Origin of the sequence: Micromonospora nigra (assembly GCF_900091585.1) — a bacterium.
Lineage (GTDB): Bacteria > Actinomycetota > Actinomycetes > Mycobacteriales > Micromonosporaceae > Micromonospora > Micromonospora nigra.
Genome location: NZ_FMHT01000003.1, coordinates 3,207,418 through 3,229,663 on the forward strand (window position 1 = coordinate 3,207,418; position 22,246 = coordinate 3,229,663).

General features: G+C 73.5%; 22 protein-coding genes. 2 read left to right on the forward strand and 20 right to left on the reverse strand.

Annotated elements, in window-relative coordinates; all coding sequences use genetic code 11:
* Positions 1–15 precede the first annotated feature (15 nt).
* The 12 genes from GA0070616_RS13650 to GA0070616_RS13705 form a co-directional block, all read right to left on the reverse strand.
* Positions 16–1,167 carry a LysM peptidoglycan-binding domain-containing protein gene (locus GA0070616_RS13650; RefSeq protein WP_091081747.1) on the reverse strand — a complete coding sequence of 384 codons (1,152 nt, stop codon included), beginning with the start codon at positions 1,165–1,167 and terminating at the stop codon, positions 16–18.
* A gap of 15 nt (positions 1,168–1,182) precedes the next feature.
* The gene (locus GA0070616_RS13655; RefSeq protein ID WP_091090681.1) at positions 1,183–1,620 is read right to left on the reverse strand and encodes a hypothetical protein; all 438 of its coding nucleotides are present in this window, start codon (positions 1,618–1,620) and stop codon (positions 1,183–1,185) included.
* Positions 1,621–1,694: 74 nt separating this feature from the next.
* Entirely contained in the window at positions 1,695–2,162 is a 468-nt protein-coding gene (locus tag GA0070616_RS13660; protein WP_091081750.1) for a TadE/TadG family type IV pilus assembly protein, read from the reverse strand.
* Positions 2,147–2,674, reverse strand: coding sequence for a TadE/TadG family type IV pilus assembly protein (locus tag GA0070616_RS13665; protein ID WP_245712760.1), 528 nt, complete (start codon positions 2,672–2,674; stop codon positions 2,147–2,149). Before GA0070616_RS13665 ends, GA0070616_RS13660 begins: the two co-directional genes overlap by 16 nt.
* Positions 2,675–2,677: 3 nt before the next feature.
* Positions 2,678–2,887 (reverse strand): hypothetical protein, encoded by a 210-nt coding sequence (locus GA0070616_RS13670; RefSeq protein WP_091081752.1) that lies wholly within the window; start codon positions 2,885–2,887, stop codon positions 2,678–2,680.
* Positions 2,888–2,913: 26 nt separating this feature from the next.
* Positions 2,914–3,777 carry a type II secretion system F family protein gene (locus tag GA0070616_RS13675; protein WP_091081755.1) on the reverse strand — a complete coding sequence of 288 codons (864 nt, stop codon included), beginning with the start codon at positions 3,775–3,777 and terminating at the stop codon, positions 2,914–2,916.
* A complete protein-coding gene (locus GA0070616_RS13680) occupies positions 3,774–4,676 on the reverse strand; it encodes a type II secretion system F family protein (protein WP_139128892.1) in 903 nt (300 codons plus the stop codon). Before GA0070616_RS13680 ends, GA0070616_RS13675 begins: the two co-directional genes overlap by 4 nt.
* A 4-nt stretch (positions 4,677–4,680) precedes the next feature.
* Positions 4,681–6,255, reverse strand: coding sequence for a TadA family conjugal transfer-associated ATPase (locus GA0070616_RS13685; RefSeq protein WP_091081758.1), 1,575 nt, complete (start codon positions 6,253–6,255; stop codon positions 4,681–4,683).
* On the reverse strand, positions 6,245–7,045 hold the full coding sequence (locus GA0070616_RS13690) for a CpaE/TadZ family protein (protein WP_091081761.1): 801 nt from the start codon (positions 7,043–7,045) through the stop codon (positions 6,245–6,247). Before GA0070616_RS13690 ends, GA0070616_RS13685 begins: the two co-directional genes overlap by 11 nt.
* 2 nt (positions 7,046–7,047) lie before the next feature.
* The gene (locus GA0070616_RS13695) at positions 7,048–7,704 is read right to left on the reverse strand and encodes an SAF domain-containing protein (RefSeq protein ID WP_091081764.1); all 657 of its coding nucleotides are present in this window, start codon (positions 7,702–7,704) and stop codon (positions 7,048–7,050) included.
* Positions 7,701–8,642 carry a hypothetical protein gene (locus GA0070616_RS13700; RefSeq protein ID WP_425412996.1) on the reverse strand — a complete coding sequence of 314 codons (942 nt, stop codon included), beginning with the start codon at positions 8,640–8,642 and terminating at the stop codon, positions 7,701–7,703. Before GA0070616_RS13700 ends, GA0070616_RS13695 begins: the two co-directional genes overlap by 4 nt.
* Positions 8,643–8,680: 38 nt before the next feature.
* Positions 8,681–9,241, reverse strand: coding sequence for a hypothetical protein (locus tag GA0070616_RS13705; protein WP_091081766.1), 561 nt, complete (start codon positions 9,239–9,241; stop codon positions 8,681–8,683).
* A gap of 592 nt (positions 9,242–9,833) precedes the next feature.
* Here GA0070616_RS13705 and GA0070616_RS13710 point away from each other — a divergent pair.
* Complete coding sequence (locus GA0070616_RS13710; protein ID WP_091081769.1) at positions 9,834–10,592, forward strand: prepilin peptidase; 759 nt, start codon at positions 9,834–9,836, stop codon at positions 10,590–10,592.
* A gap of 121 nt (positions 10,593–10,713) precedes the next feature.
* Positions 10,714–13,119, forward strand: a complete 2,406-nt coding sequence (locus GA0070616_RS13715; protein WP_245712761.1) for a glycoside hydrolase family 65 protein — start codon at positions 10,714–10,716, stop codon at positions 13,117–13,119.
* 98 nt (positions 13,120–13,217) lie between these two features.
* On the opposite strand, the gene GA0070616_RS13720 is transcribed toward GA0070616_RS13715, so the two are convergent.
* The 8 genes from GA0070616_RS13720 to GA0070616_RS13755 form a co-directional block, all read right to left on the reverse strand.
* On the reverse strand, positions 13,218–13,619 hold the full coding sequence (locus GA0070616_RS13720) for a hypothetical protein (RefSeq protein WP_091090698.1): 402 nt from the start codon (positions 13,617–13,619) through the stop codon (positions 13,218–13,220).
* 69 nt (positions 13,620–13,688) lie between these two features.
* Complete coding sequence (locus tag GA0070616_RS13725; protein WP_091081771.1) at positions 13,689–13,943, reverse strand: hypothetical protein; 255 nt, start codon at positions 13,941–13,943, stop codon at positions 13,689–13,691.
* A complete protein-coding gene (locus GA0070616_RS13730; protein ID WP_245712762.1) occupies positions 13,944–15,143 on the reverse strand; it encodes a helix-turn-helix domain-containing protein in 1,200 nt (399 codons plus the stop codon).
* Between the two features lie 109 nt (positions 15,144–15,252).
* Positions 15,253–16,467: a helix-turn-helix transcriptional regulator gene (locus GA0070616_RS13735; protein WP_091081777.1), complete on the reverse strand. Its 1,215-nt coding sequence runs from the start codon at positions 16,465–16,467 to the stop codon at positions 15,253–15,255.
* A gap of 125 nt (positions 16,468–16,592) precedes the next feature.
* Positions 16,593–17,828 (reverse strand): helix-turn-helix domain-containing protein, encoded by a 1,236-nt coding sequence (locus tag GA0070616_RS13740; RefSeq protein ID WP_091081779.1) that lies wholly within the window; start codon positions 17,826–17,828, stop codon positions 16,593–16,595.
* 427 nt (positions 17,829–18,255) lie between these two features.
* The gene (locus tag GA0070616_RS13745) at positions 18,256–19,854 is read right to left on the reverse strand and encodes a hypothetical protein (protein WP_091081782.1); all 1,599 of its coding nucleotides are present in this window, start codon (positions 19,852–19,854) and stop codon (positions 18,256–18,258) included.
* Positions 19,855–20,037: 183 nt separating this feature from the next.
* On the reverse strand, positions 20,038–20,829 hold the full coding sequence (locus GA0070616_RS13750; RefSeq protein ID WP_139128893.1) for a class I SAM-dependent methyltransferase: 792 nt from the start codon (positions 20,827–20,829) through the stop codon (positions 20,038–20,040).
* Positions 20,829–21,929 carry an NAD/NADP octopine/nopaline dehydrogenase family protein gene (locus GA0070616_RS13755; protein WP_217628194.1) on the reverse strand — a complete coding sequence of 367 codons (1,101 nt, stop codon included), beginning with the start codon at positions 21,927–21,929 and terminating at the stop codon, positions 20,829–20,831. The genes GA0070616_RS13750 and GA0070616_RS13755 overlap by 1 nt, the downstream gene beginning before the upstream one ends.
* Positions 21,930–22,246 lie beyond the last annotated feature (317 nt).

Sequence of the window (22,246 nt, forward strand, 5' to 3'; positions counted from 1 at the left end):
GCGGGCTCGGGGGCCTCAGTCGCGGCGGTGCCTGCCCGCGGGCAGCTCGCGGTGCTGCTGTGCCCGCACCTGCGTGGTCGGGGCCACCGCCGCCGTGGGTCGCCGACGCAGGCCCAGCACCGCGCCGATCTGCGCGCCGACGATGCTGGCCACCGCGAGGACGGCGGAGACCGCCAGCGGCCGGTTCACCCGGTCCGGCTCTCCGGCCCGGGCCGCCCCGACCGTCACCAGCGGGTGATCCCCGGCCGGACGCTGCGCCGGAGGCTCGTCGGGGTGGGGGGCGGACTCTCCCGGTCGCACCTCGGTCGGCGCTTCCTGCGCGCCGTCGTGGTTCTCCGGCACGTCGCGGGTCGCGTCGTCCCGCGGGGTGGCCTGCTCGGGCGCCGGCCGGGGTTCGGCCCGGGTGACCAGGCGACCGGTGGCGTGCCGGCGGGCACCCTGGTCGTCGGCCTCGGCGGGCAGCGCGAGCAGCTGGCCGGGTCGGATCCGGTCGGGGTCGTCGAGGCGGTTCATCGCGGCCAACTGCCGGTAGTCGTCGAAGTCGTCGAGGTAGCGGTCGGCGATCTCGCCCAGGTAGTCGCCCCGGGCCACCCGGTAGACGGGGGCGTCGGAGGCCGGCGGCGTGGCTGCCATCGCCACCGCCGGTCCGGCAGTCAGCGGTCCGGCAGCAACCGGTCCGACCGCCGCCGGGGGCGCGGCCATCGCCGGTCCGGCCACCGCCGGGGGCGCGGCCATCGCCGGGGCGTACCCCGGGGTGGTGGCCAGTGTCGCGGCGCTCGCCGCGACCGGGCTCGCCGCCAGGATCAGCGCCACCGACCCGACCAGCGCGGCGGCGGCCCGCTGCTGGCGGCCCATCCCCGGCAACCGGGGCGCGGGACGGCGCACCACCTGTGCACCCAGCTCGACCAGCACGGACAGCGCGAAGGTGGCCCAACCGAACCAGCCCGCCAACGCCAGCGCGCGGAGGAACAACTGCCCGTCGTCCCGGCTGGTGAGGGTGGAACCGGCCTCGGCGAGGGTGGGCACATGGTCGGGCAGCGGGTTCCCGGCCAGGGCGAGAAGGGCCACCGGCCCGCCGACGAGCAGGGCGGCGAGCACGACGAGCGCGCCCAGCCCGGTGAGGACGTGTCCGGTCCGGCGTAGCGGGGACCGACCCGAAGCGGCCATGGCTACCTTCCCTCCCTAGGGTGCCCCGGTCAGCGGCCGCGCGGTCGCCTCCCCGGAGACGGTGACGGTGTCGTCGAAGCCGAACAGGCCGAGCACGGCCCGGTGGTAGGTGACGGTCACCCGCACCTGGATCAGGGTTTCGCCGTCCACCACGGGGAAGCTCACCGAGTGGCCGGTGGCCCCGGCGGCGGCGAGATACCCGGCGACGGCGCGGCGGGCCTGGGCCTGGTCGATGCGCGTGGGTCCGCCCTCGATGGCCGTGGCCCGGTCGATGGCCTGCCCGCCGGCACGGGCCGCCTCGGCGGCCAGGTTGTCGGCCCGCTGGAGCGAACGCAGCTGGCCCGCGCCGTCGAACGACATGCCGATCACCGCGAGGACGCCGAACAGCGCCACGGCGAGGAAGATGCTCACCCGCCCTCCGTCGCCGGCCGGCGGAGTCGGCGGGTGCGGCAGGCACGGCCGTGCCCGCCCCCCGTAGCCGGCCGGCGGGGACGGCGTGGCGGCCGGGGCACTCCGGCGATAGGTGGTCACCCTCTGCTCCGGTAGCGGTCCAGGGGCGAGGTGAAGCTCGCCGTGATCCGGTTCCCGGTGGGCATTCCCGGCACCGCCGACAGCCGCAGGTCCCGGAAGGACACGGTGCAGGTGATCCGTACGGTGACCGAGGCGTCCTGCCCGACGGGGCTGCGGAACGCCTCACCGAGGGAGGTTGCCCGTCCGGCCACCGTGCCGCTGAACCTCACCTGGGGCTGGTTGGTGCAGGCCAGTCCCCGCCAGTCGAGCTGCCGGCGGGCCGCGTCCCGGGCGTCGACCTGCGCGGTGCGGGCGTCCCGGGAGATCGACGCCGCGCGGGCCGCGTCGTGCGCGGCGGCCTCGATCGCCTCGGTGGCCACGGCCGTACGGCCGGCGATGCCCGCCAGCACCATCATCGCCACGAAGGCGGGCGCCAGCACGGCCACCTCGATCGACACGGAGCCCCGGCTCACGGCGTGGTCCACCGTTCCACCGTCCCGTGCGCCGTCTGCCGCACCGGGAAGCTGACCCCGGGAACGACCGACAGGGACCGGCCGGTGACCGTGCAGGTCACCTCGGTCGCCTCGGCCGCGGTGCTCGTGCAGCTCGGCCCCGGATTGTCCCAACCCACCAGCCAGTCGCCGGCCGCACGCAGGAACTGGTCGGCGCGGGCCGCGCCGGCCCCCTCCGGCGCCTGGTGCAGACGTTGGGCGTTCACCGCGCTCTGCGCGGCGTTCAGCGCCGTGGACCGGGCGACGAACCACGCCGCGACCTGGATCGAGCCGAACAGCAGCACCAGGATCGCGGGCAGCGTCACCGCCAGCTCGACCGGGTTGCCGCCCCGATCCCCGCGCCACGCGGCGAGCCGGGTGCCACGCGGGGCGGCGGATCGGGTGCCACGCGGGGCTGTGGATCGGGTGCCACGCGGCGCGGTGGGCAGGGTGCGACGCCGGACGGCCTCGACCGTCCGGCGTCGCGCGGTAGCTGCCCGGCGCACGGATCAGGGCGCCGTCGGGTCTTGGTGCGTCGGGATGTTGCCCATCCAGTCGTTGGCCGCGCCGAGGGCGGCGGCGGTGACCGCCATCGCCACGGCCACCAGACCGAAGATGATCACCGCCGTGGGTACGGGGCTGTCGCCACGGTCGCCGTGCGTACGCAGCTCCGCCAAGCGCGCACGTGCGGCGACGTGCAGGTAGGTGAGGACGGACATGGCTTCTCCTTCACATCGGGGGTCGGTCACAGTCGGGCCAGGAACGGATAGATCGCGAAGCCGAGCAGGACGAAGACCAGCAGCGCCCCCGGGATGTCGAGGCGGCTGGTCACCCCCTCGGCCCGGGCCAGGTTGTCGGTGCGGATCTGGTCGCGCAGCGAGTCGGCGCGGCTGCGCAGGCTCTCGTGCACCTGCGCGCCCTCGCTGCCGGAGGACCGCATGATCGCGCCCACGTCGCCCAGTTCGGGGATGCCGATGCGGTCCGACAGGTCGCGCAGCTCGTCCCACGGCGAGTGCATCTGCATCTGGGCGATCCGCAGCGCCTCGGAGATGCGGTCGAAGACCCAGCCGTCGCAGATCGCCGCCGCCCGTTCCAGCGACTGCACCGGCCCGTGCGCGGCGGACATCTGCAACGCCACCAGGTCCAGGTAGGTGCAGACGGCCTGGCGGAACTCGTCGCGCGCCGCGTCCGCCCGGGTCAGCACCGCCCGGTGCGCCACCAGCGCGCAGAGCAGCGCCAGCCCGAGGCTGCCGAGCACGGGCACGACCAGCGGCAGGGAGACACCGACCGCGAACAGGGTGACGCCGAGCAGCGTCGGCGCGGCGAGGCCGACCAGCGCGGACAGCAGCAGCGACAGCGCGTACTGCTCGGGGGTCCGGTCGAGGAGGGCGAGCTGCCGGTGCGGTGGGCGCAGCCAGCGGGCCAGCCCGGCCAGCCAGTCCAACCGGCGGTCGGCGGGGGCGATCCGGGCGGTGCCGGCAGGCTGGTGCAGCCGGCGCAGCGCCGGCCCGAGCGCGGGGGTGGCCGGCACCAGCTCCCGGACGATCAGGAACACGCCCCACCCGACGGCGGCGCCGCCGCACACGGCGAGGGTCAGCTGCCAGTTCACGCCACCACCTCCCGAGGGTCGGGCGACGGCAGGAACCGGGCCGGGCGGGGCGGCTGGCTCATCGAGCGCACCCAGGCCAGCAGGCCCACGAACGCGGCACCGAGCACCGCCATCACGACCTGCCCGAACGGTGTGTCGTACGGGCGGACGTACTCGGTGTTCAGCAGCCCGTACGCGATGGTGGCCAGGGTCATCCCGGTCAGGAACCGGACGGCGAAGCGGGGCTGGGTGCGCTTGGCCTCGATCTCCCGCCGGGTCGCCACCTCGGCCGCCGCCGCCGAGGCGATGGAGCCGAGCACGTCGCCGAGGCGTTCGCCCCGGTCGGTCAGGTGCAGGATCAGCGCGGCCACCACCTGGTCGCAGACCGGGTCGCCGATCTCGTCGGCGAAGGCCAGCAGGGCGGAGCGGGCCAGCCAGCCGGCCTGGAGGCGGGCGGCGAGCAGGCGTACCTCCTCCTGGATCTCCTCCGGGGCGGTGGTGACCGTGCCGGTGATCGCCTGCTGGAGACCCTGCCCGGTCGCGGAGACGTCCTTGAGCCGGCGGGTCCACTCGCCGACGGCCTCGATCCGGGCGATGGCCCGCTGCTCGGCCCGGCCCACGGAGAACAACCACGGGGTGCCGGGCACCGCCACCGCCACCAGCAGGCCCACCACCGGCAGGCCGGTGACCAGGAAGGCCAGCGCGCCGGCGACCAGCGCGCCGACCAGCAGCGTCTGGTGGGCGCGCTGCTCGCGGGGCGTGGTGCCGGACCCGAGCCACAGCCGGCGTACGCCGATCCCGCCGCCGGGCGCGGGCCCGGCGGGCCGGGTGGTGCCGACCAGCGCGACGACCGCCAGCACCAGGCCGGCCACGCAGGCCGCGCCGGACACCACGGCGATCAGTTCGATGTCGTCGCGCACGCCGTCACCGCCGGCCCAGCCGGGTGTGCCGGGGCCGCCGCCAGGCACCCTGGCCGGCTTCGATCCACCGGCTGAGCAGGCGGGCGTCGTAGCCGACGCGCAGCAGCTGGTCGCGGATCCGTTCCGGCAGGTGCCGGGGTACGGCGCGGCCGTCCGGCCCCGGCCCGAACACGCGGGTGGTGGTGATCCGGTTGCCGTCGCCGACGCCGATGACCTCCTCGACGTGCGAGACGAAGCGGTGCTTGCGGCCTCCGATCGCGGTCTCGTCCTCGACGGTCACGTAGACGATGAGGTCGAGTGCGTTGCCGGCCATCCGGCGGGCCTGGTCGACGGTCATCTCCCGGCCGTGGGCCAGCGCCAGCTCGACGATCCGTTCACCGACCCCGGCCGAGGTACGCGCGTGGATGGTGCACATCGAGCCCCGGCTGGTGGTCATGGCCTGGAGCATCGGCACGATCTCGCGGGACCGGACCTCACCCACGATGATCCGCAGCACGCCCATCCGCAGGGACACGGGGATCAGGTCGGCGATGCTCACCTCACCGGCGGGCCGGCCGTCGGGCCCCCGCTCGCCGTGCCCCTCCCGGGCCTCGAAGCTCATCACCGCCCGGTGCCGTTCGCTGCGGCGGGCGGGCAGCAGCTCCCGGCTCTCCTCGAGCAGCACGTACGGCTCGTCGGGCGGGATCTCGCTCATCAGCGCCCGGATCACGGTCGTCTTCCCCGCACCGGCCAGCCCGGCGACCATGATGTTGAGGCCGGCCCGCATGGCGGCGCGCAGGAAGTCGCGCAGCAGCGGGTCGATCATCTCGTCCAGGTCGCCCCGGGTGCCGGCCAGGTCGTCGAGGGTGACGTCGAGGGTGTTGTGCTTGCGGATGACCGCGTACGGGCGGTGACTGACCAGGAACACGGCGGCCAGCCGGCTGCCGTCGGGCAGTTGCAGGTCGAGGGTGGGCTTGGAGGTCGACAGGGACCGTTCGGTGGCCCCCGCCCGACGTGCCGCCGCCTGGAGGATCTCCACCAGTTCGTCGTCGCTGTCGGCGATCGGTTCGACCCAGTCGACGCCGCCGCCGTGCCGGGTGATGCGCACCTGGTCGCAGCCGAGGATGTGCACCTCCTCGATGGTGCCGTCGACGAGCAGGGTCTGGAGTCGGCCGAGGCCCGCCAGTTCGGCGGTCACCTGGTCGAGCAGCAGCCGTTCCTCACCGGCCGCCATCGGGGTGCCGGCCCGGCGGACCGCGTCGGCGTACTCGGCGACCAGGGTCACCGCGAGCCGGGCCCGCTCGGTGTCCTCCTCGTCGACGGTGAACTCCCGGCCGCGCTGCCACAGGGTGAGCCGTTCGGTCAGCGCGCGGCGCAGCTCGCGGACCACCTGGAAGTCGACCCGGGGGCGGGGCGGCGGCTGCTGCGGCGGCGGCGCGATGGCCGGTGACCCGGTGGTGGGTGACCCCGTGGCGGGTGGGGTGAGGGCTGGTGGCGCGGACACGGGGTGGTGGTGCCGCCCGTTGACCGGGACCAGCGGGGGAACCGTCGAGGTGGCGGCCTGGCGGCGGGGGTCGGAGGAGACGGGTTCAAAGCGCATCCGGCACCCCCTGCGTGACCGGCCAGGCCAGCCGGGCCCGCCGCCGGTCGAGCAGCGCCCCGACGGGCACCTCCAACCCCTGGGCCGCGCGCATCAGTGGCCGTCCGGTGCGGACGGTCCCGCCCAGGCCGAGCACCCCGGCGGTACGCGGGTCGTGCGGTAGCCGGGCGATCACCGGCAACCCCAGCGCCTTGCTGATCTCGCTCTTGCCGTGGCCGTCGCCGACCAGCAGCAGGCGCAGCGTGCCCGGCGGCACCCGGTGCTCGGCGAAGTCCCGTTCGATGGCCCGGACCATCGCCCGGGTGCCGGACAGGTCGGGCAGGTTGGCCCGGGTCACCAGCAGCACCACCGACGCGGCGCGCAGGATCGGCCAGGGCGGGCCGACGACGTGCAGCCGGCCGCAGTCGACGAGCACGTCGTACGCGGGCTCGCCCCGTTCCAGCCCGGTGAAGAAGTCGGCGAAGCGCTGCCACAGCGGAATGACGCTGCCGGCCTGGGCGGGGTCGACCACGCCGGGCAGCAGCAGCCGTTCCCGGCGGGGCGCGTCGAGGTCGACGAGCTGCGACCAGAACGCCGTCTCCAGGTTGCCGTCCCGCAACTCGCCCACGGCCAGTTCGCCGATGCCCCGGGGGCCGTCCAGCGCGCCGCCGAGGTAACCGGCGAGGATCGACCCGCCGGCCGGGTCACACTCGGCGAGCACCACCCGGCGGTGCCAGCTCAGCGCGCAGGCCAGCGCCGAGGTGGTGACGCCGGGGGAACCCTTGGCCGAGACCAGCGCGATGATCGCCATCGTCAGGCCGTCCGGGTCAGCACGACCGCGAGCCGGTCCTGTGCGGACAGTGCGACCACGGCTGGCACGTCCCGTACGGCCAGGGCCAGGTAGACCACCACCTCGTCGTTGCTGCCGGGGGTGGCGGTGTCGATGACGGTGGCCTCGAACCGGGTGGCGGTCGAGGCGCGTGCCGAGTCGTCGTCGGGGGTGCTGACCAGCAGCACCCGGTCGCCGGGGCGCAGCACCCGGGCCGGCACCTCCGCCGGCTTGAGGCCCAGCGCGAACTGCTGTTGCCCGGGGCCGAGCAGCGGATCCTCGGTGAGCTGCTCCATGGTCAGCAGGGTGCCGGGGGTGAGCGCCACGGCGGCCCGCAGGCCGACCACCTCGTCCAGGTTCCCGGACGGCACGGGGGACAGCCCCCGACCGCCGGCCACCTGTACGGAGATCAGGTCGTCGGCGCTGAGCACGGTGCCCACCTCGACGGGGCGGGCGATCGCGAGGTAGCTGCCGGTGGCCCGCACGGAGGTGACCGCGAACGCCGCTCCCAGGCCGCCGAGGGCGATCAGCAGCACGGCCAGGCCGAGGAGCCCGGGTCGGGTGCGGCGCTGCCGCACGACCTTGGGCGGGGCGACCGGAGCGTCCACCGGCCCGGTCCCGGGACGTGTCGCCAGGCTCATCGGTTCACCACCTGAAGTTCGTTGATCTGGATCTCGACCGTTCCGGTGGTGCGGGTCAGCGGGATCTGGCCGGTCTGGCCGCCGCCCCACCAGTGCACGGTCCAGTACGTGGTGGCCCACACCGAATAGCGGCGGGGCAGCTGGTAGCCGCGGTCGTAGCCGCAGGTCGGGGAGCGCTTACCGGCGTGTGGCCCGGTGGCCCGGTAGGGAGTGCCGGCCCGGCCCGCGCCGGTGCAGGTGACCTTCTGGCCGTCGCCCATGTCCCAGACGATCCGGTCGAAGTCGGGTCGGATGGTGACGGTCAGGCCGCGGTCGGTGTCGGACTTCGCCGGGATCGGGCCGAAGGTGGCCGGCCGGTTGTCGCCCCACATCCACACGGGCAGGCCGACCAGGCCGGGGCCCTTGCTGCGGCGGGGGGCGACCTTGATCCGGGGTGCCTCGATGGTGATGGTGGCCAGCACGCGGCGGGCGATCTCCTCCGGGTCGGGCGGGGTGCCGAAGCCGGGTGGCGGGGCGTCGAGTGGCACCGACGTCTGGTCGCCGAGACCGGCGTTGCAGGTGCGGGTGTACCACTGCTGGCCGTCGGGGGCCTCGGGCTGCGGCTCGGCGAGCTTGTAGTAGCAGCCGTCGCCGTTGTTGAACCAGCCGAGCACGTCGTGGTAGCAGGGCACGGTGCGGCCGTTCCACTGGCACTTGCCGCTGCCGCTGCCGCCGCCGGAGTTCCCGCCGTCGTCGCCGCCGTCGCCGCCACCGCCGGGGATGCCCGGGTCGTCGTCCCAGACGCTGCAGTTGGGCTGCGCGGGCGGGCATTCGGCGCCGGGATCGGCGGCGAGCGCGGGCACGGCCCCGGCAGCCAGCAGCAGGGTCAGGCCGGCGGCGAGCAGCGCGGCGCGGCGGGCGGGGGCGAGCACTGACGCGCGGCGGGCGGGGGCGAGCAGCGACGCGCGGCGGGCGGGAGCGCCGGCCGACCGGCGGGTCAGCACGGCTGGTCCTGGTGGGCGGCCCCGGTGCTGATCAGCCAGCGTCCGTCGGGGTAGCGGGTGGCGACGGCGGTGGCCAGGTGCCGGCTTCCGTCGCTGCCGGGAACGGTGCGCTTGTTGCGGGTGAAGACCAGCCGGTAGCCGGTGGCGTCGAGGCAGTCCTGGATCTCCACGGTGGGCGGATCGGCCTCCAGGTCGACGGTGGTGACGGTCGGGTCGGAGCGCAGCGTGCCGGTGCCGACCGCGCCGTTCTCGCGGGCCCGGTGCAGGGCCAGCCGCACCTTGGTCAGCAGCGGGTCGGCCACGTAGCGGGCCAGCTCGGGGTGTCGCGGGTCGCTGTGCCGCCCGGCGGCGCGCGAGGCGTCGAGATATCCGGCGTACGCGGCGAGGGCCGCCTCGGCCGCCGCCCGTTGCGCGGCGTCGCGGTCGGCGGGGGCGGCGGCCCGGCGGTCGGACGCCGTCCGGGTGGTCGCCTCTGGTTCGGCCGCGCACGCGGCGGCGGGGCCGACCGCCAGGGTCGCGAGCAGTCCGGCCGCCCAGCATCGCTGTCGTCGCACCGTCGTCCTCCTCGGTGTCCACCACCCGGTGGCCACCCTCGTGAGCCGGCCATCCGGGCAGGCGGCAGCGCGACCGATTGCGTCCGGCTGCTCGGTCGAACTACCCGCCACATTTACCGATACGGATCTTTAGGAATGCATGTGTCCCAGGTCGTCGGTTTCGTCCACGGTGGGTTGCGTCACACCCAAGGGGCGAGCATAGGCTGACGCCCGCCGATGCAACAGAGGCAATTCGTTCGAACACTTTGAGTGATGACAGGTGGTGGGTGCTGGTGGTTGCCGGCAGGTTGCGGGCGTCCGTCGGGCTGGGGTGGGGCGTGGGCGTCCGGACCCGGCACGCCCGGGGATCGACCCCTCGAGGGCCGGCCCACTGCCGTTTCACACCGGGTGGTGGGCGGGCTTTCTGGTCCGATCCGTCCCGCACTGCCCCGACTCAACGAAAGGGCGAATTGCAATCCGTGGGAATCTCACATGAGTGCGGGAAACGATTGGTGGGTGACACCCGTCATGCTCCGGGCGTCATCGGCTGTCACACGTCCACATCGGCGACGCTACGGTCGGTCACCGGTGTCGGGGGGAGCGGGAAGCAGCCGTGACCCTCACCGAGACCCCGTCGGGCGTACGCCGCCACGGCCCCCGCGTCGCGGCCCTGCTGACCCTCACCCCGCTGCTGCGGCTGGCCGTCGTGCGGCACGCCGTACCCCCGGAATCTCCCCACCGGGCGGCGTGTGACGCCTGCGGCACGCCGATCCGCCTCGACCGGCCCTGGCCGGTGCTCGGCCCCACCGCCCGGTGCGGCGGGTGCGGCACCCGGGTCGGCCCACCGCCCGCGACCGTGGAACTGGCGACGCTGGCGGCGGTCGCCGTGCTGGTGCTGCTGGGGCCGCCCGTCGCCGTGCTCGTCGCCACCGCCTGGTGGCTGGCCTTCGCGGTGCCGCTGGTTCTCGTGGACGTGGCGGTGCACCGGCTGCCCGACCGGCTGACCTGGCCCGCCGCCGCCGGCACCTGGCTGGGGCTCGGCGTGGCCGCCCTGACCGGGCCGGGCCCCGGGCCCTGGCTGCGGGCCACCGCCGCCGGGCTCGGCCTGGCGGTGTTCTTCGCCGCCAGCACCCTCGCCTTCGGTGCGCGCGGCTTCGGCCTCGGCGACGCCAAACTGGCGGTGAGCGTCGGCCTGCTGCTCGGCTGGTACGGCTGGGCGCTGCCGGTCACCGGGCTGCTGCTGGCCCTGACCCTGTCCGCGCTGGGGGCCCTGGTGCTGCTGGCCACCCGCCGGGCCCGCTGGACGAGCCACCTGCCCTTCGGGCCCTACCTGGTGCTCGGTGCGGTCGGCGCGCTGCTGCTGGTGCGTTGACCGGCCGCGTCGGCGTCCGTGACCGGCCACACCGGGCGACCACGTGTGCCCGGCGCGCTCACGGGGAACTGTCAGCCGGGCCTGGTTGGCTGACCGACGTCGGAGAGTTCCTGGAGGCCCAGTGCAGCGCACCCCCACCGCCGACCGCCCCCCGATCCGCCCCGAGGTCGACAGCGACGAGCGTTGGCGGATCCGGCGCACCGCCGACGACTTCGACCGGATCGCCGAGACCGAGTCCATCTTCGCCCTGTCCAACGGCTGGGTCGGATGGCGCGGCACCCTCGACGAGGGCGTCCCGTGCGGCATGCCGGGCACCTACCTCAACGGGTTCCACGAGCGCCGCGAGGTGTCCTACCCCGAGGGTGGTTACGCGTTTCCGCTGCTCAGCGACACCGTGGTCAGCGCGCCCAACGCCTGCCTGGTGCGGCTGTGGGTCGACGACGAGCCGCTGGACGTACGCACCGGCACGCTGCGTGCCCACGAGCGGGTGCTCGACCTGCGCGCCGGGGTGGTCGAGCGGTACACCGACTGGGTGTCGCAGGGCGGGCGGGCCGTCCGGATCCGCAGCACCCGGCTGGTGTCGCTGCCGCACCGCCGGGTCGGCGTGGTCGACTGGAGCGTGGAGGCGCTCGACGAGTCGGTCGAGATCCGGATCTCCTCCGACCTGCTGGCCAACGAGCGGGTGCCCGACCGGGCCGGCGACCCCCGGGCCGCGTCGGTCATCGACGATCCCCTGACCGCCGAGCGGCAGCGCTCCGCCGGCACCGACGGGGTGCTCGTGCACCGCACCGACCGCAGTGCGCAGCGGGTGGCGGTGGCCGTCGCCCACCACGTCGACGCCCCCGACGAGGTCGCCACCACCGTGGACTGCTCACCCGACCGGTTCCGGCTGACCCTGACCGGCACCCTTCCCGCCGGGCGGCGGATCGCGCTGACCAAGTTCGCCGCGTACGACTGCGCCCCGGTCGACGGTGCCGGCCCCGACGCCCTGGCCGACGAGGTGGTGGCCGCTGCCGACGCGGCGCGCGCGGAGGGCTTCGACGCCCTGCTCGCCGGCCAGCGGGAGGCGCTGGACGCCGCCTGGCTCACCGCCGACGTGGAACTCGACAGTGACGTCGAGTTGCAGCAGGCGATCCGGTTCGGGCTGTTCCACCTGCTTCAGGCGGGCCGACCGGACGGCGACCGGACCATCCCCGCGAAGGGGCTCACCGGCAACGGCTACGACGGCCACGTGCTGTGGGACACCGAGGGCTACGTGTTGCCGGTGCTGACGTACGTGGCGCCGGGGGTGGCCCGGTCGGCGCTGCGCTGGCGGCACCACCACCTGCCGCAGGCCCGGGACCGCGCGGCGGAGCTGCGGCTGACCGGGGCGACGTTCCCGTGGCGCACCATCGGCGGCGAGGAGTGCTCCGGCTACTGGCCCGCCGGCACCGCCGGCCTGCACGTCAACGCCGACATCGCCGACGCCGTGCTGCGCTACGTCGGGGCCACCGGCGACGAGGAGTTCCTCGCCGAGGCCGGCCTGGAACTGCTGGTGGAGACCGCCCGGCTGTGGCACGGCTTCGGGCACGTCGCCGACGACGGCGCCTTCCACATCCAGGGCGTCACCGGCCCCGACGAGTACGCCGCCCTGGTCGACGACAACGTGTTCACCAACCTGATGGCCCGGCGCAACCTGCGGGGGGCCGCCGACGCCGTGGAGCGGCTGCCCGAGGTGGCCGCCCGACTCGGCGTCGACCCCGCCGAGGTGGCTGGCTGGCGGGCCGCCGCCGACGCCGTCTTCGTCCCGTACGACGACAAGCGCGGCGTGCACGAGCAGGCCGCCGGGTTCACCGGCCAGGCCGAGTGGGACTTCGCCAACACGTCCGAGGACGACTACCCTCTGCTGCTGCACTTCCCGTACCTGGAGTTGTACCGCAAGCAGGTGGTCAAGCAGGCCGACCTGGTGTTGGCGATGCAGCGCTGCCCGGGGGAGTTCACCGCCGAGCAGAAGGCCCGCAACGTCGCCTACTACGAGGCGCGTACCGTCCGCGACTCGTCGCTGTCGGCGTCCCCACAGGCGGTGCTCGCCGCCGAGGTCGGCCACCTCGACCTGGCGTACGACCTGTTCGCCGAGTCGGTCATGCAGGATCTGGCGGATCTGGGCGACAAGACCGGCGACGGTCTGCACCTGGCGTCGCTCGGCGGGGCGTGGCTCGCGCTGGTGCAGGGCTTCGGCGGCATGCGCGACGACCGGGAGCTGCTCAGCTTCGATCCCCGGCTGCCGGCGTGCATCGACCGACTGGCGTTCAACCTGCGCTGGCACGGCCACCGGCTGCGGGTCACCCTCACCGGTGCCGAGGCCCGCTACGAGCTGCCCGACGCCGACGGCGGCACCGCGATCGAGCTGTGGCACCACGGGGAGCGGCTGCGGGTCGCCGCCGGGGAGCCGGCCGTCCGACCGATGCCGCCGGTGCCCGACGCCGGCCCGGAGCCGTCGTGCCCGCCGGGCCGCCGCCCCACCCGCCGCTCGGCAGGCGAACGCTGAACCCGACGCGTAAGCCGGTCGATCCGGTGCGGTGGGGCTCCGTTGTTCGGTGGGGCTCCGTTGGTCGGCCTGCGGCTGAGGCCGTCGGCGTGCCGGGCTCAGGTGGTCGGCGTGGCGGTGCGGTTCCGCCGGACCAGCCAGGTCACCAGGCTGACCGCCGTGCTGCCGGCGGCCATCCCGATCAGCACGAGGACGGCACCCACCACCCACAGGCCGCTGTCGTCGGAGCGGGCCGCGTGCCACGACCAGGGCACGGTGAAGGCGAGGGTCATCACGGGCGCCACCACCCAGGGCGGCAGCCGCCAGCCGGCGACGACCGCGATCGCCGCCAGGGTGACGACGCACCCGGCCACCTGCCACACCGAGTACGGCCCGCTGGTGGCCTCGGTCTCCGGGTCGACGGTGTAGCCGGTCTCCCAGCTCAGCCAGGCGACCCAGCACAGCACCGTCGCCGCCGCGAGGATCAGGACGCCGAGGAACGGGCGGTTCTGCTTCGTCATGCTCACGTCCACGATCCTGACGGAACAGACATCGCCGGGCGTGAGTACCCGTACCCACGATTCAGGCGGTCATCCGGCCTGCCGGGGTTCGTCGTGGTCGGGTGCCGCCGGATCGGTTGCCGCCTGCTGCTGCACCGGATCGCCCCAGCGCATCCGCCTGGTCGCTTCGAGGACGTTGCGGGCGGCGGTGGCCACCGCGCAGTCCGCCGTGTGGCAGATCGGGCAGCGACCGCACGGGGTGGGCTGGTGGTCGCGCAGGATCCAGCGGGCGGTGAGGGCCAGCCGGTTGAGGATCTGGGCCAGGGACAGGAACGGCGCGGTCACTCAGCACACCCCGAGGGCGGCGGCCAACGGAACGATCGTCGCCGGGGCGTCCGGATGCCGGGCCACCCGGGCGAGCACCTCGCGGGCCGCCGGTCGGTGGCGTACCTCGGCGGGAGCGGTCCGGTCGGCGTCCAGCACCATCCGGGCGGCGCCGGCCGGGTCGTCGGCCTGGAGGTGGGCGCGGGCGGCGTCGAGCAGGTGGGCGGCGCGGTGTTCGGCGGGCAGCCACCGCCAGCCGTCCCGCCCGACCGCCTTCTCGTGCCAGGCCACCGCGTCGCCCGCGTCGCCCAGTTCCACCGCCGCGACCGTGCGGGCCGCCGCGACAGCGGTGGGTCCGAACGCGGTCCGGTGGTGGTCGTGGCCGTCGCCCACCCGGGCAGCCAGGTCGGCGGCCTCGTCCATCAGGTCGGCCGTGCCGTGGTCGTCTCCGCTGCGGGCCGCCGCGAGGGCGGCCTGCACCAGCAGGGTGCCGCACAGCGACAGCTCCGACGGCGGGCCGCCGTCGAGGTCCGGCGGGGCGATCCGGTACGCGGCGGCCCGCATCGTCGACACCGCCGAGCGCGCCCGGCCGGTGGCGCGCAGCACCTGCCCGAGCTGCACGGCCGCCGCTGCCACCAGCACCCGGTCACCGGTGGCGACGGCCATCGCCCGGTCGGCGGCCAACCAGGCCAGCTCGGCCTCACCGAGTTTCACCAGCAGCGACGCGGCCACCCGGTAGGTCTCCACCAGCGGCACCCGCCCCGACCCCGGCTCGCGGGCGAAGCAGCGCTGCGCCCCGATCACCAGATCCGGCAGCACGCCCATCAACTGCGGGTACCGGGCGTGCTGGTAGGTCGTCCACGCATGCCCCACGCTGCGGGCCACCTGACCCACGGACGGCACGTCACTGCTGGGCACCCGCCGGCCAAGAGCCGTCTCGTACGTCGACAGGGCCGCCCGGACGCGGTCCACGCCCTCGGCCCGTCCGTCCACGAGGGCGGGTTGGGCGTCGCGGCCCAGCAGCACCGCCCGGTCGATCCGCAGGACAGCGGCGATGTCCTGGAGGGTCGAGACCTTGTCCAGTGACCGGGCACCCCGCTCAACCTTGTCGACCCAGCTCTTGGACTTACCCAGCCGGTCGGCGAACACCTGCTGCGACATCCTGCGTCGACCCCGCCAGTACGCCACCCGCCGACCGATCGGCAACAACTCACTACCCACGACACCACCTCAAGCCGGTACGGCAACTCCCCTAAAGTCGCTGCCGCATCACGCTAGGTAGTGCCTTCGTGGTGGTGGGGTACACGGCGTACCCGGTGACGGGGTGTACCTACAGGTCAGTGGCACCGATTCGGCGGGCGAGGTCGACCGCTTCGGCGCGGATCGCCGCCGGTGCTTCGCGGCACAGCCGGGTGACCATGTCCTGCGCGACCGGTGAGTAGCGGACCGTCTCCGGCGACGTCGCCTCGGCTCGCCCAAGTAGATGCAGTGTCGCCTCCCGCGCACCCTCCAGATCGGCCGAACGGGCCAACTCCACGAAGTGCCGGCCCCGGCGCTCCGTCGACGGGATCGACGCCGGGTCCAGGGCATGAGCACGGCGCTGTGCCTCGTCCGGATCGCCCAGGTCCACCGCGCACATCACCGCGTACACGTCGACCAGGGGCCGGGAAACCCGGGTCCGCAGACCAACGAAGCCGTCGGGCAACGCCCGGTCGACAACCGTACGGGCGGCATCCCAATCCGACCATGCACCCTGGTCGCCGGTCCGGGCGCGGGTGAGCGCCGCACAGAGATGCAGGTCAGCCAGCATCTCCGCCCACTCGGTGCCGCCATCCGCGACCCGCGGCTCGATCAGTCCGCGCGCCTGCCGAAGCCGATCCAACGCCTCGTCACCACGGCCGACAGCACGCAACAGGTGTGCTGCGTACCAACTCGCCTGCGCGATGGCCAGCGGATCGTCCGCGTCCAGGGCGGCGGTCATCCCGCGATCGACGGTGAGCCACACCATCTCCCGGTCGCCATGCCAGGCCAGGTAAGCCTGTGCGAGGTGGTATGCCTGGGCGAGCAGGGTGAGGCTCGCCCGTCGATCGTCGCCGTTGTGCAGCCGAGTCGCGCGCTGGGTGGCGTCGAGCAGGCCCGGAAGGATCTCGCCCGCCGCCGTCCGCTGGTGTCGGGACGTGTGCCACGTCTGCCAGGCCGAATCGACCGCGCCACGTAGGTAGTCGGTGCTTTCCGGTTCGCCGTCGATAGTGATGTGCCAGGCGGTCAGCGCCCGGCGGACGTCGTTGACGGCGGGATGGCTGGCCCGACCGTCAAGGGACAGCGCGACTTCTGGACCGAACAGATCACCGAGATCTCGCACCCCGAGGTGTGGAGCCAACTGCTGCGCCGCGCGCAGCGTCAACGATCGGCGACCGTTCTCGATGAACTTCACCGTGGTCGGCGAGAGCCCGCACAATCCGGCGAGCCGCTCACGGGAGAGGCCAGCGGCACGCCGGAGCCGCTCGACACGCTGACCTGGGGTGGGCTGCTGTTCGCTGGTCACGGAAGACACCTCGCCCGAGTGGGGTACATCGTGTACCCCACCGTACGCGCCGGTGTTGGGGTGTGGGAAGGAATGCAGGACCGGCTTCTACGCCCTGACGACATGCTCGGATCAGAGAACCAAGGTCAACCGTCCTGGCTACGGACGGGTTGGTGGCCTTGCCCGTTGCCAGCCTGTTCGCGTTGGTCCGGCCTTCGCGTAGACGCACTCCATACCTCGTACACGTTGCGTAGCGCCGACGCTTCCGCCGCGCCGGTCAGCTCGACCCGCCGGAGCACCTCACGCGCCCGCCACCAGCTCGACGACACGACGCGCCCGGACCGGACAGCGTCGGCGGCCACGACGCTGGCCTCGTCGGGTTGACCGGCGGCCACCAGTGCCATGGCGAGATCAAGACGGGCGGACGCGGAGCGCCGTGGTCGGTCGCCGCCGTCACCGCGCGGATCCAGCTCCGCCAGGGCTGCCCGAGCGACCTGCTCGGCCGCCGGGTCTCCCGCCCAGGACAGCGTCGTCGCCGTGTAGGCCAACGCCTTCGTCGGGTCGTACCGATAGTGGTGTTCGGCCTGGTCCGGCACGGGCAGGTTCGCGGTCAACCGTTCCAGGCGATCCAGCGCATCACGCGTCCGCCGCACATCACTCAGGCGCGCCCACACCCGCGCCTCCTGGGCGGTCGCCTGGATGTGCGCCGAACTGCCTCGGGGAGCCACCCGTTGGGCCTGCTGCGAGAGGTCGACGGCCTGCCGGTAGTTGCCACGGGTGAGCCAGTCCCATGCCTGAGTCTCCAGGCACCATGCCTGAATCTCCGGGTGCTCACCGTCCTCAGCGAGTGACGTGGCGGCGGCCAGGTGCGCGCCGGCTGCTGATCGTTGCAGAAGGTCGATGTGTACGGTCGCGCGCAGCACCGCCAACCAGCCGCCAGCGACGATGAGGCGTCGACGCTGTGCCAACGTGCCGCGACCGTCGAGCAGTCGGCCCACGTAGGCCAGTTGCCGCCGCACCATCGGCAGCAGGTCAACCGGTCGGGTGGTCGCGTAGGCGCTCGCCAGATCGTCCACATTCGCCTCGATCCGGGCGAGCGTGTCGGCGCTGACGTCAGTGGCCCGTACCCGCGCCAGCAGTTCGCCCGCCTCGGCGTCGTGATCGACAGGTTGGTCGACGAGACGAGCGAGCGTCCCGCCGGCATTCAGCACTTGGTCAAGATGCTGTGCCGTCTCAGGCGTGGGAGCCTTTGATCCCGTCTCCAGGTCGTGCAGGTGGCTCTTGCCCCGGTGGGCGAGCTGCCCGAGCGCCCGCAGGGACAGACCCTGGTTCGTGCGCAGTGCGAGAAGTTGGGCACCGAAGCGCGGATCGACGTGCGACACGACGACGCTCCCAGGTAGCGGGTTGGCGGAGTCAGACCGGTCGGCGGCTCACTGCTACGGACAGTACATCGGACTCGTCGATGCGTGACGGCCGGAGCCGCGCTGTTGCTGCCCTACGTGCCTCGGCGTCGGGGTACATCGAGGGTCATAGGGTTCTCACCCGTACCTACGATCACGACTATGGAAGGTTTCTTTGGCTTCGGCGCGCTGCTCTGCTGCGGTTTCGTTTGCCTGATGCTGCTCTGTGCGGTCGTTGCGCTGTCGGCGGCCTGGTGGCCCGCGAAGCGGACGTGACGGCTGTCGTAGTAGATCCCCGGTCAGCCAGACCAGAACCCCTGTGCCGGTCGCGGCCGGTCCTGCTGACAGACGAAGGTGCGGCCTCTCCCCGACGGGGAGAGGCCGCACCCTGCTGCCGGGTGGTGGTAGGTCAGGCCGCTGGCAGGCTGGTGAACACCAGTGGCCCGGACGGTGCCGGAACTCCGCTGTTGGGGTAGCCCCAGGACGCTCTGTTGCCCGCCGAGGTGCTGAGCGAGAAGCCCACCGTGTACGTGCCCGGCGGCAGATCGCGGAAGTGGACCGGCAGCGAGACGTGCCCGTCGGGCCCGACACTGATCCCGCCGCCCGCGCCGCCCACCGAGTGGCCGAGGGAGTTGTAGATGGTGGTCGAGAACCCGGTCACCGGAGCGAGCGTGACATCGTCGATGGTGACGTCGACGGTGATGCCGTTGAACAGGTCGCCCGGAGCAGCTTCGGTGCGGCTGAGCGCTGCCGCGGTCGCCACCGGCCGGGTCGTGTCGGGCACCCGGGTGGCCTGCAGGTCCAGCCCCGGCCCGCCGTAGTGGGTGCCGTACACCGAGACCGAACCGGCCGCGTCGGTGAGCAGGATGCCGTCGATGGTGCAGGAAGGGGCCAGCGAACTCATCACCACCGGAAGTGAGTACGTGCCCGCCGGCCCTTCGGTCAGCACCTGGTTCCAGGTCGAGCAGCCCCGGGTCTCGACAGTGGCGGTCAGCGCGCCCTGTACTCCGCTCGCGGTGAACGTCAGCGTGGTCGACGCCGACTCGCGCCAGTTGTTCACCTGCGTCGGGTTCAGCGCGAACCCGGTCGCGTTGATCACCTCATTACGAGTGACCCGCACCGTGGGCGTGTCGAGGTCGGTGAAGCGCCTGGTGTTGCCAGCCCGGTCGGTCAGGCTGACCGACCTGATCGCCCACTCGCCGGTGGGGCTGCCCACGGGCAGGGTCACCGGCAGGTTGCACTCCAGGAACCAGATGTCCCAGACCTGGCTGTCGCCACAGAGCTGATATCCCTGGCCGCTGTCGACCAGCGTGAACGGCGACACGATCGTGGCGGTGCCGGGACCGTCCAGCACCAGGCGGCCCTTCCAGAAGCCCGCGCCCGGTTCGTCCTGGACATACAGTCCATACCGCAGGGTCGCGCCAGAGCCGCTGTCGTACACGTAGGGCCTGGTGGGCGAGGCGAGCCAGACACCCTCGGTCGCCGGCGGTGCGGTGTCGGGAGTCTGGGTGGCGGTCAGTACGGCCGCTGGGCTGATCTTGTCGCCGGACATGGTTCGCGTGGTGCCCTGGTCGTCGGTCGCGGTGATCTTCGTGACGCGGTACGTCACCGGCGCGGCCGGGCCGTACTCGGACACGAGGACGTCGTACGCGTACGACGAACTGGCGATCCCACCGGTGTGCGGCCCGACGACGGGCCAGCCGCCGTTCAGACCGAAGCGGATCTGCTCGACGGGCCCGACCGCCGTGGTGCCGCTGAAACGCCGCACATAGATGCTGCCGTTGAGGTCGCGGGCCGTGGTCGACGTGTCGGTGACCGTCCAGTTCAGGGTGACGGTCGTGCCCCCGGTGGTCGTGTCGACATGGTCCGTCGAGAACCCGATGCCCGAGAAGGCGATCTTCGGCTTCGCCGCCGCGACGGCCGGCGCGACCGCCGCCGTGAGCAGTACCGTGGTCGCGGTGACGGTGGCCAGGATGCGTGTGACTGCGCGAAGGCAGGCAGCTGCCATGTGTCCTCCCCGTTGATGGCGACCGGACCGCGACGGTCCGGTCTGCGCGGGCCGCCGAACCGGGGACCGCGCGCGCAGCGTATTCGATGCGCACCAGGGCGGGAAGCGCCGGTCACCCCGGGGCGGGCGGGCAGCGCAGCCCAGCCCGCCCGCCCCGGGATGACCGGCGTACCTGGCTCCCGGTCAGCGGATCGCGGCGATGACGCGGTCGTCGAACTCCTGCCAAACCACCTCGACGGCGCCGAAGCCGGCGTCGGACAGGGCGGCCAGGTGCAGCGCCAGGATCGGCTCCGCGTGGCTACGGTCCAGGTCGGCGAAGCGTCGGTTCCGTTCGGCCGAGACGGCGGCCAGGGCCGGTTCCGCTTCGGCGGCTTCCCAGAACGCCCGCCAACCGCTGACCATGTCGGCACCGAAGGCCGCCACGGCGTGCCGGGCCCGCCGGGCCTCGGCCATCTCCTGGAACCTGCCCCGTTCCCGGCCGAACGGGATGTTGTCCGCGTTCAGCAGGATCCCGCCGGGACGGAGCAGGGTGCCCATCCGGCCGTAGAGGGCGACCAGGGCGTGCGGCGGCAGCCAGTGCAGCGCGGTGCTGCTGAGCACCGCGTCGACCTGGTCCAGACCGAGCAGGTCGAGCAGGTCCGGCCGGCTGATGTCGGCGTCGACGAAGCGCAACCGGTCGCCGAGGTCGGTGGAGCTCTGCCGACCGATCTCCAGCAGCACCGGGTCGAAGTCCACCGACACGCAGGTCGCCGCGGGGAACCGGGCCAGCAGCCGGCGGCCCAGCGAACCCGGGCCACCGGCCAGGTCCAGTGCGACGAAGTCCTCCGGCAGCACCTCCGCCAGGACGTCGAACATCGCCTCGAAGCGGGCCTCCCGGTGTGGCAGGTAACCGGTCTGCTGGTCGTCCCAGCGGCGTTGCCACTCCGTCCAGTCCACCCTGGTCCGCTCGTCGCTCACCACTGCGTTCTCCGGCATCACGCCGCCTCCTCCATCGATCGGGTTCGGTCCGGTGCCGCCGAGGAGGCCCGCAGCCACCCCCGGAGGCCGTCGTGGTCCAGGTCGCCCAGGCCGAGCCGTTCCAGGGTGCGCCCGGTGCGGCGGTGGTCCGCACCCGACAGCGTCGCGGCCAGGCTGATCATGGCGCTGACCATCGGGGTGGGCACGCCGGCGCGCTGGCCGAGCTGCTCCAGCGGAACCAGCGTGTTGACCACGTCCTCCTGGAGGAGCCGGTCGTCCACGCTGGTCGGCGCGGTGACCCCCCGGTAGACCCAGGTCGAGCGCATCGCGCTCAGCAGGTTGGTGGTGTCCACCCCGCCGTAGTAGCGGTCCAGCAGTTCCGGGGTGGGCACCAGCGTCGCGTCGTAGGCCTCGGCGACCGCCCGGAACTCCCGTTCGACGGCCTCCAGCAGGCACACCGTACGTTCGGAGAGGCCCTCCTCGTAGAAGAGCACCCGCTCGGCGCGATCGATCTTCCCGAGATTGGCGTACGAGATGACCACGTGCGCCATCGCACCGAAGTCGTTCACCCCGCGGTGCACGAGGTTGGTCGCCGCCGCCAGGCCGGGAAAGACCCGGGCGAGGAAGGGGAGGTGCTCGTCGACGGCCGGCCGCCGGGGCGACGAGAGGAGGTTCCAGCCCTTGCGGGCCATCGCCACCCTGCCGTCCGGCAGCACCCGGGCGGCCAGGATGCAGTCGGTCTCCAGCACTTCCACCGACTCGGGCGCGCCACGTTCGTACAGGTCACGGGAGACCACGACGCTGCCGAAGAGCTTGCTGGAGAACAGGACGACCACCTGGCCGGGACGCAGTACGGGTGCCAGGGTGGCGGCGACGTCGGAGTAGGCGGTGGTGACCGTCGCGATGAAGATCACGGGACAGGTCTGCGCGAATCGGGCCAGGTCGTCGGTGACCTCCGCGATCGGGAAGGTGCCCTCCAACATGCCCGTCGTGCTGATCGAGCCGCTGGTGGCCACCGCTGCGAGTTTCTCCGGACGTCGGGCGTAGATGCTGACCTCGTGGCCGTGCCCGGCCAGGTGCGCCGCGAGCGCCTGGCCGATGTTGCCGGAACCCACCACGCCCACACGTTGCGTGTCGATGGCTGCCTCCCCTGTTCACGCCGATGCCATGGATCGCTGTCGATCATCGACGTTTGGTCGGGCCGGCGACACACCCGAACGAGGTGGCTCGGACCGTCGCCCGAGGCCCCCGGTCGAGCCCACCGGTCGAGCCCACCGAACGGGTACGCGCCGGAGGGCACCGATCACCGGAACCCGGTCGGGGTGGCCACGAAGGTGCACGTCGGTGCCCGGCCGGTCGGAGCCGGCCGTCCCCGGTTGTGCACGCCGTTCGAGGACGTGGGTACCGGCCGCTTCCACTCAGGTCGGCCGGCTCG

Coding starts and splice junctions, on each gene's coding strand:
- GA0070616_RS13650 (WP_091081747.1), bottom strand. CDS start 1,167: ATGGCCGCTTCGGGTCGGTCCCCGCTACGCCGGACCGGACACGTCCTC.
- GA0070616_RS13670 (WP_091081752.1), bottom strand. CDS start 2,887: ATGTCCGTCCTCACCTACCTGCACGTCGCCGCACGTGCGCGCTTGGCG.
- GA0070616_RS13685 (WP_091081758.1), bottom strand. CDS start 6,255: ATGCGCTTTGAACCCGTCTCCTCCGACCCCCGCCGCCAGGCCGCCACC.
- GA0070616_RS13690 (WP_091081761.1), bottom strand. CDS start 7,045: ATGGCGATCATCGCGCTGGTCTCGGCCAAGGGTTCCCCCGGCGTCACC.
- GA0070616_RS13695 (WP_091081764.1), bottom strand. CDS start 7,704: ATGAGCCTGGCGACACGTCCCGGGACCGGGCCGGTGGACGCTCCGGTC.
- GA0070616_RS13720 (WP_091090698.1), bottom strand. CDS start 13,619: ATGACGAAGCAGAACCGCCCGTTCCTCGGCGTCCTGATCCTCGCGGCG.
- GA0070616_RS13745 (WP_091081782.1), bottom strand. CDS start 19,854: ATGGCAGCTGCCTGCCTTCGCGCAGTCACACGCATCCTGGCCACCGTC.
- GA0070616_RS13750 (WP_139128893.1), bottom strand. CDS start 20,829: ATGCCGGAGAACGCAGTGGTGAGCGACGAGCGGACCAGGGTGGACTGG.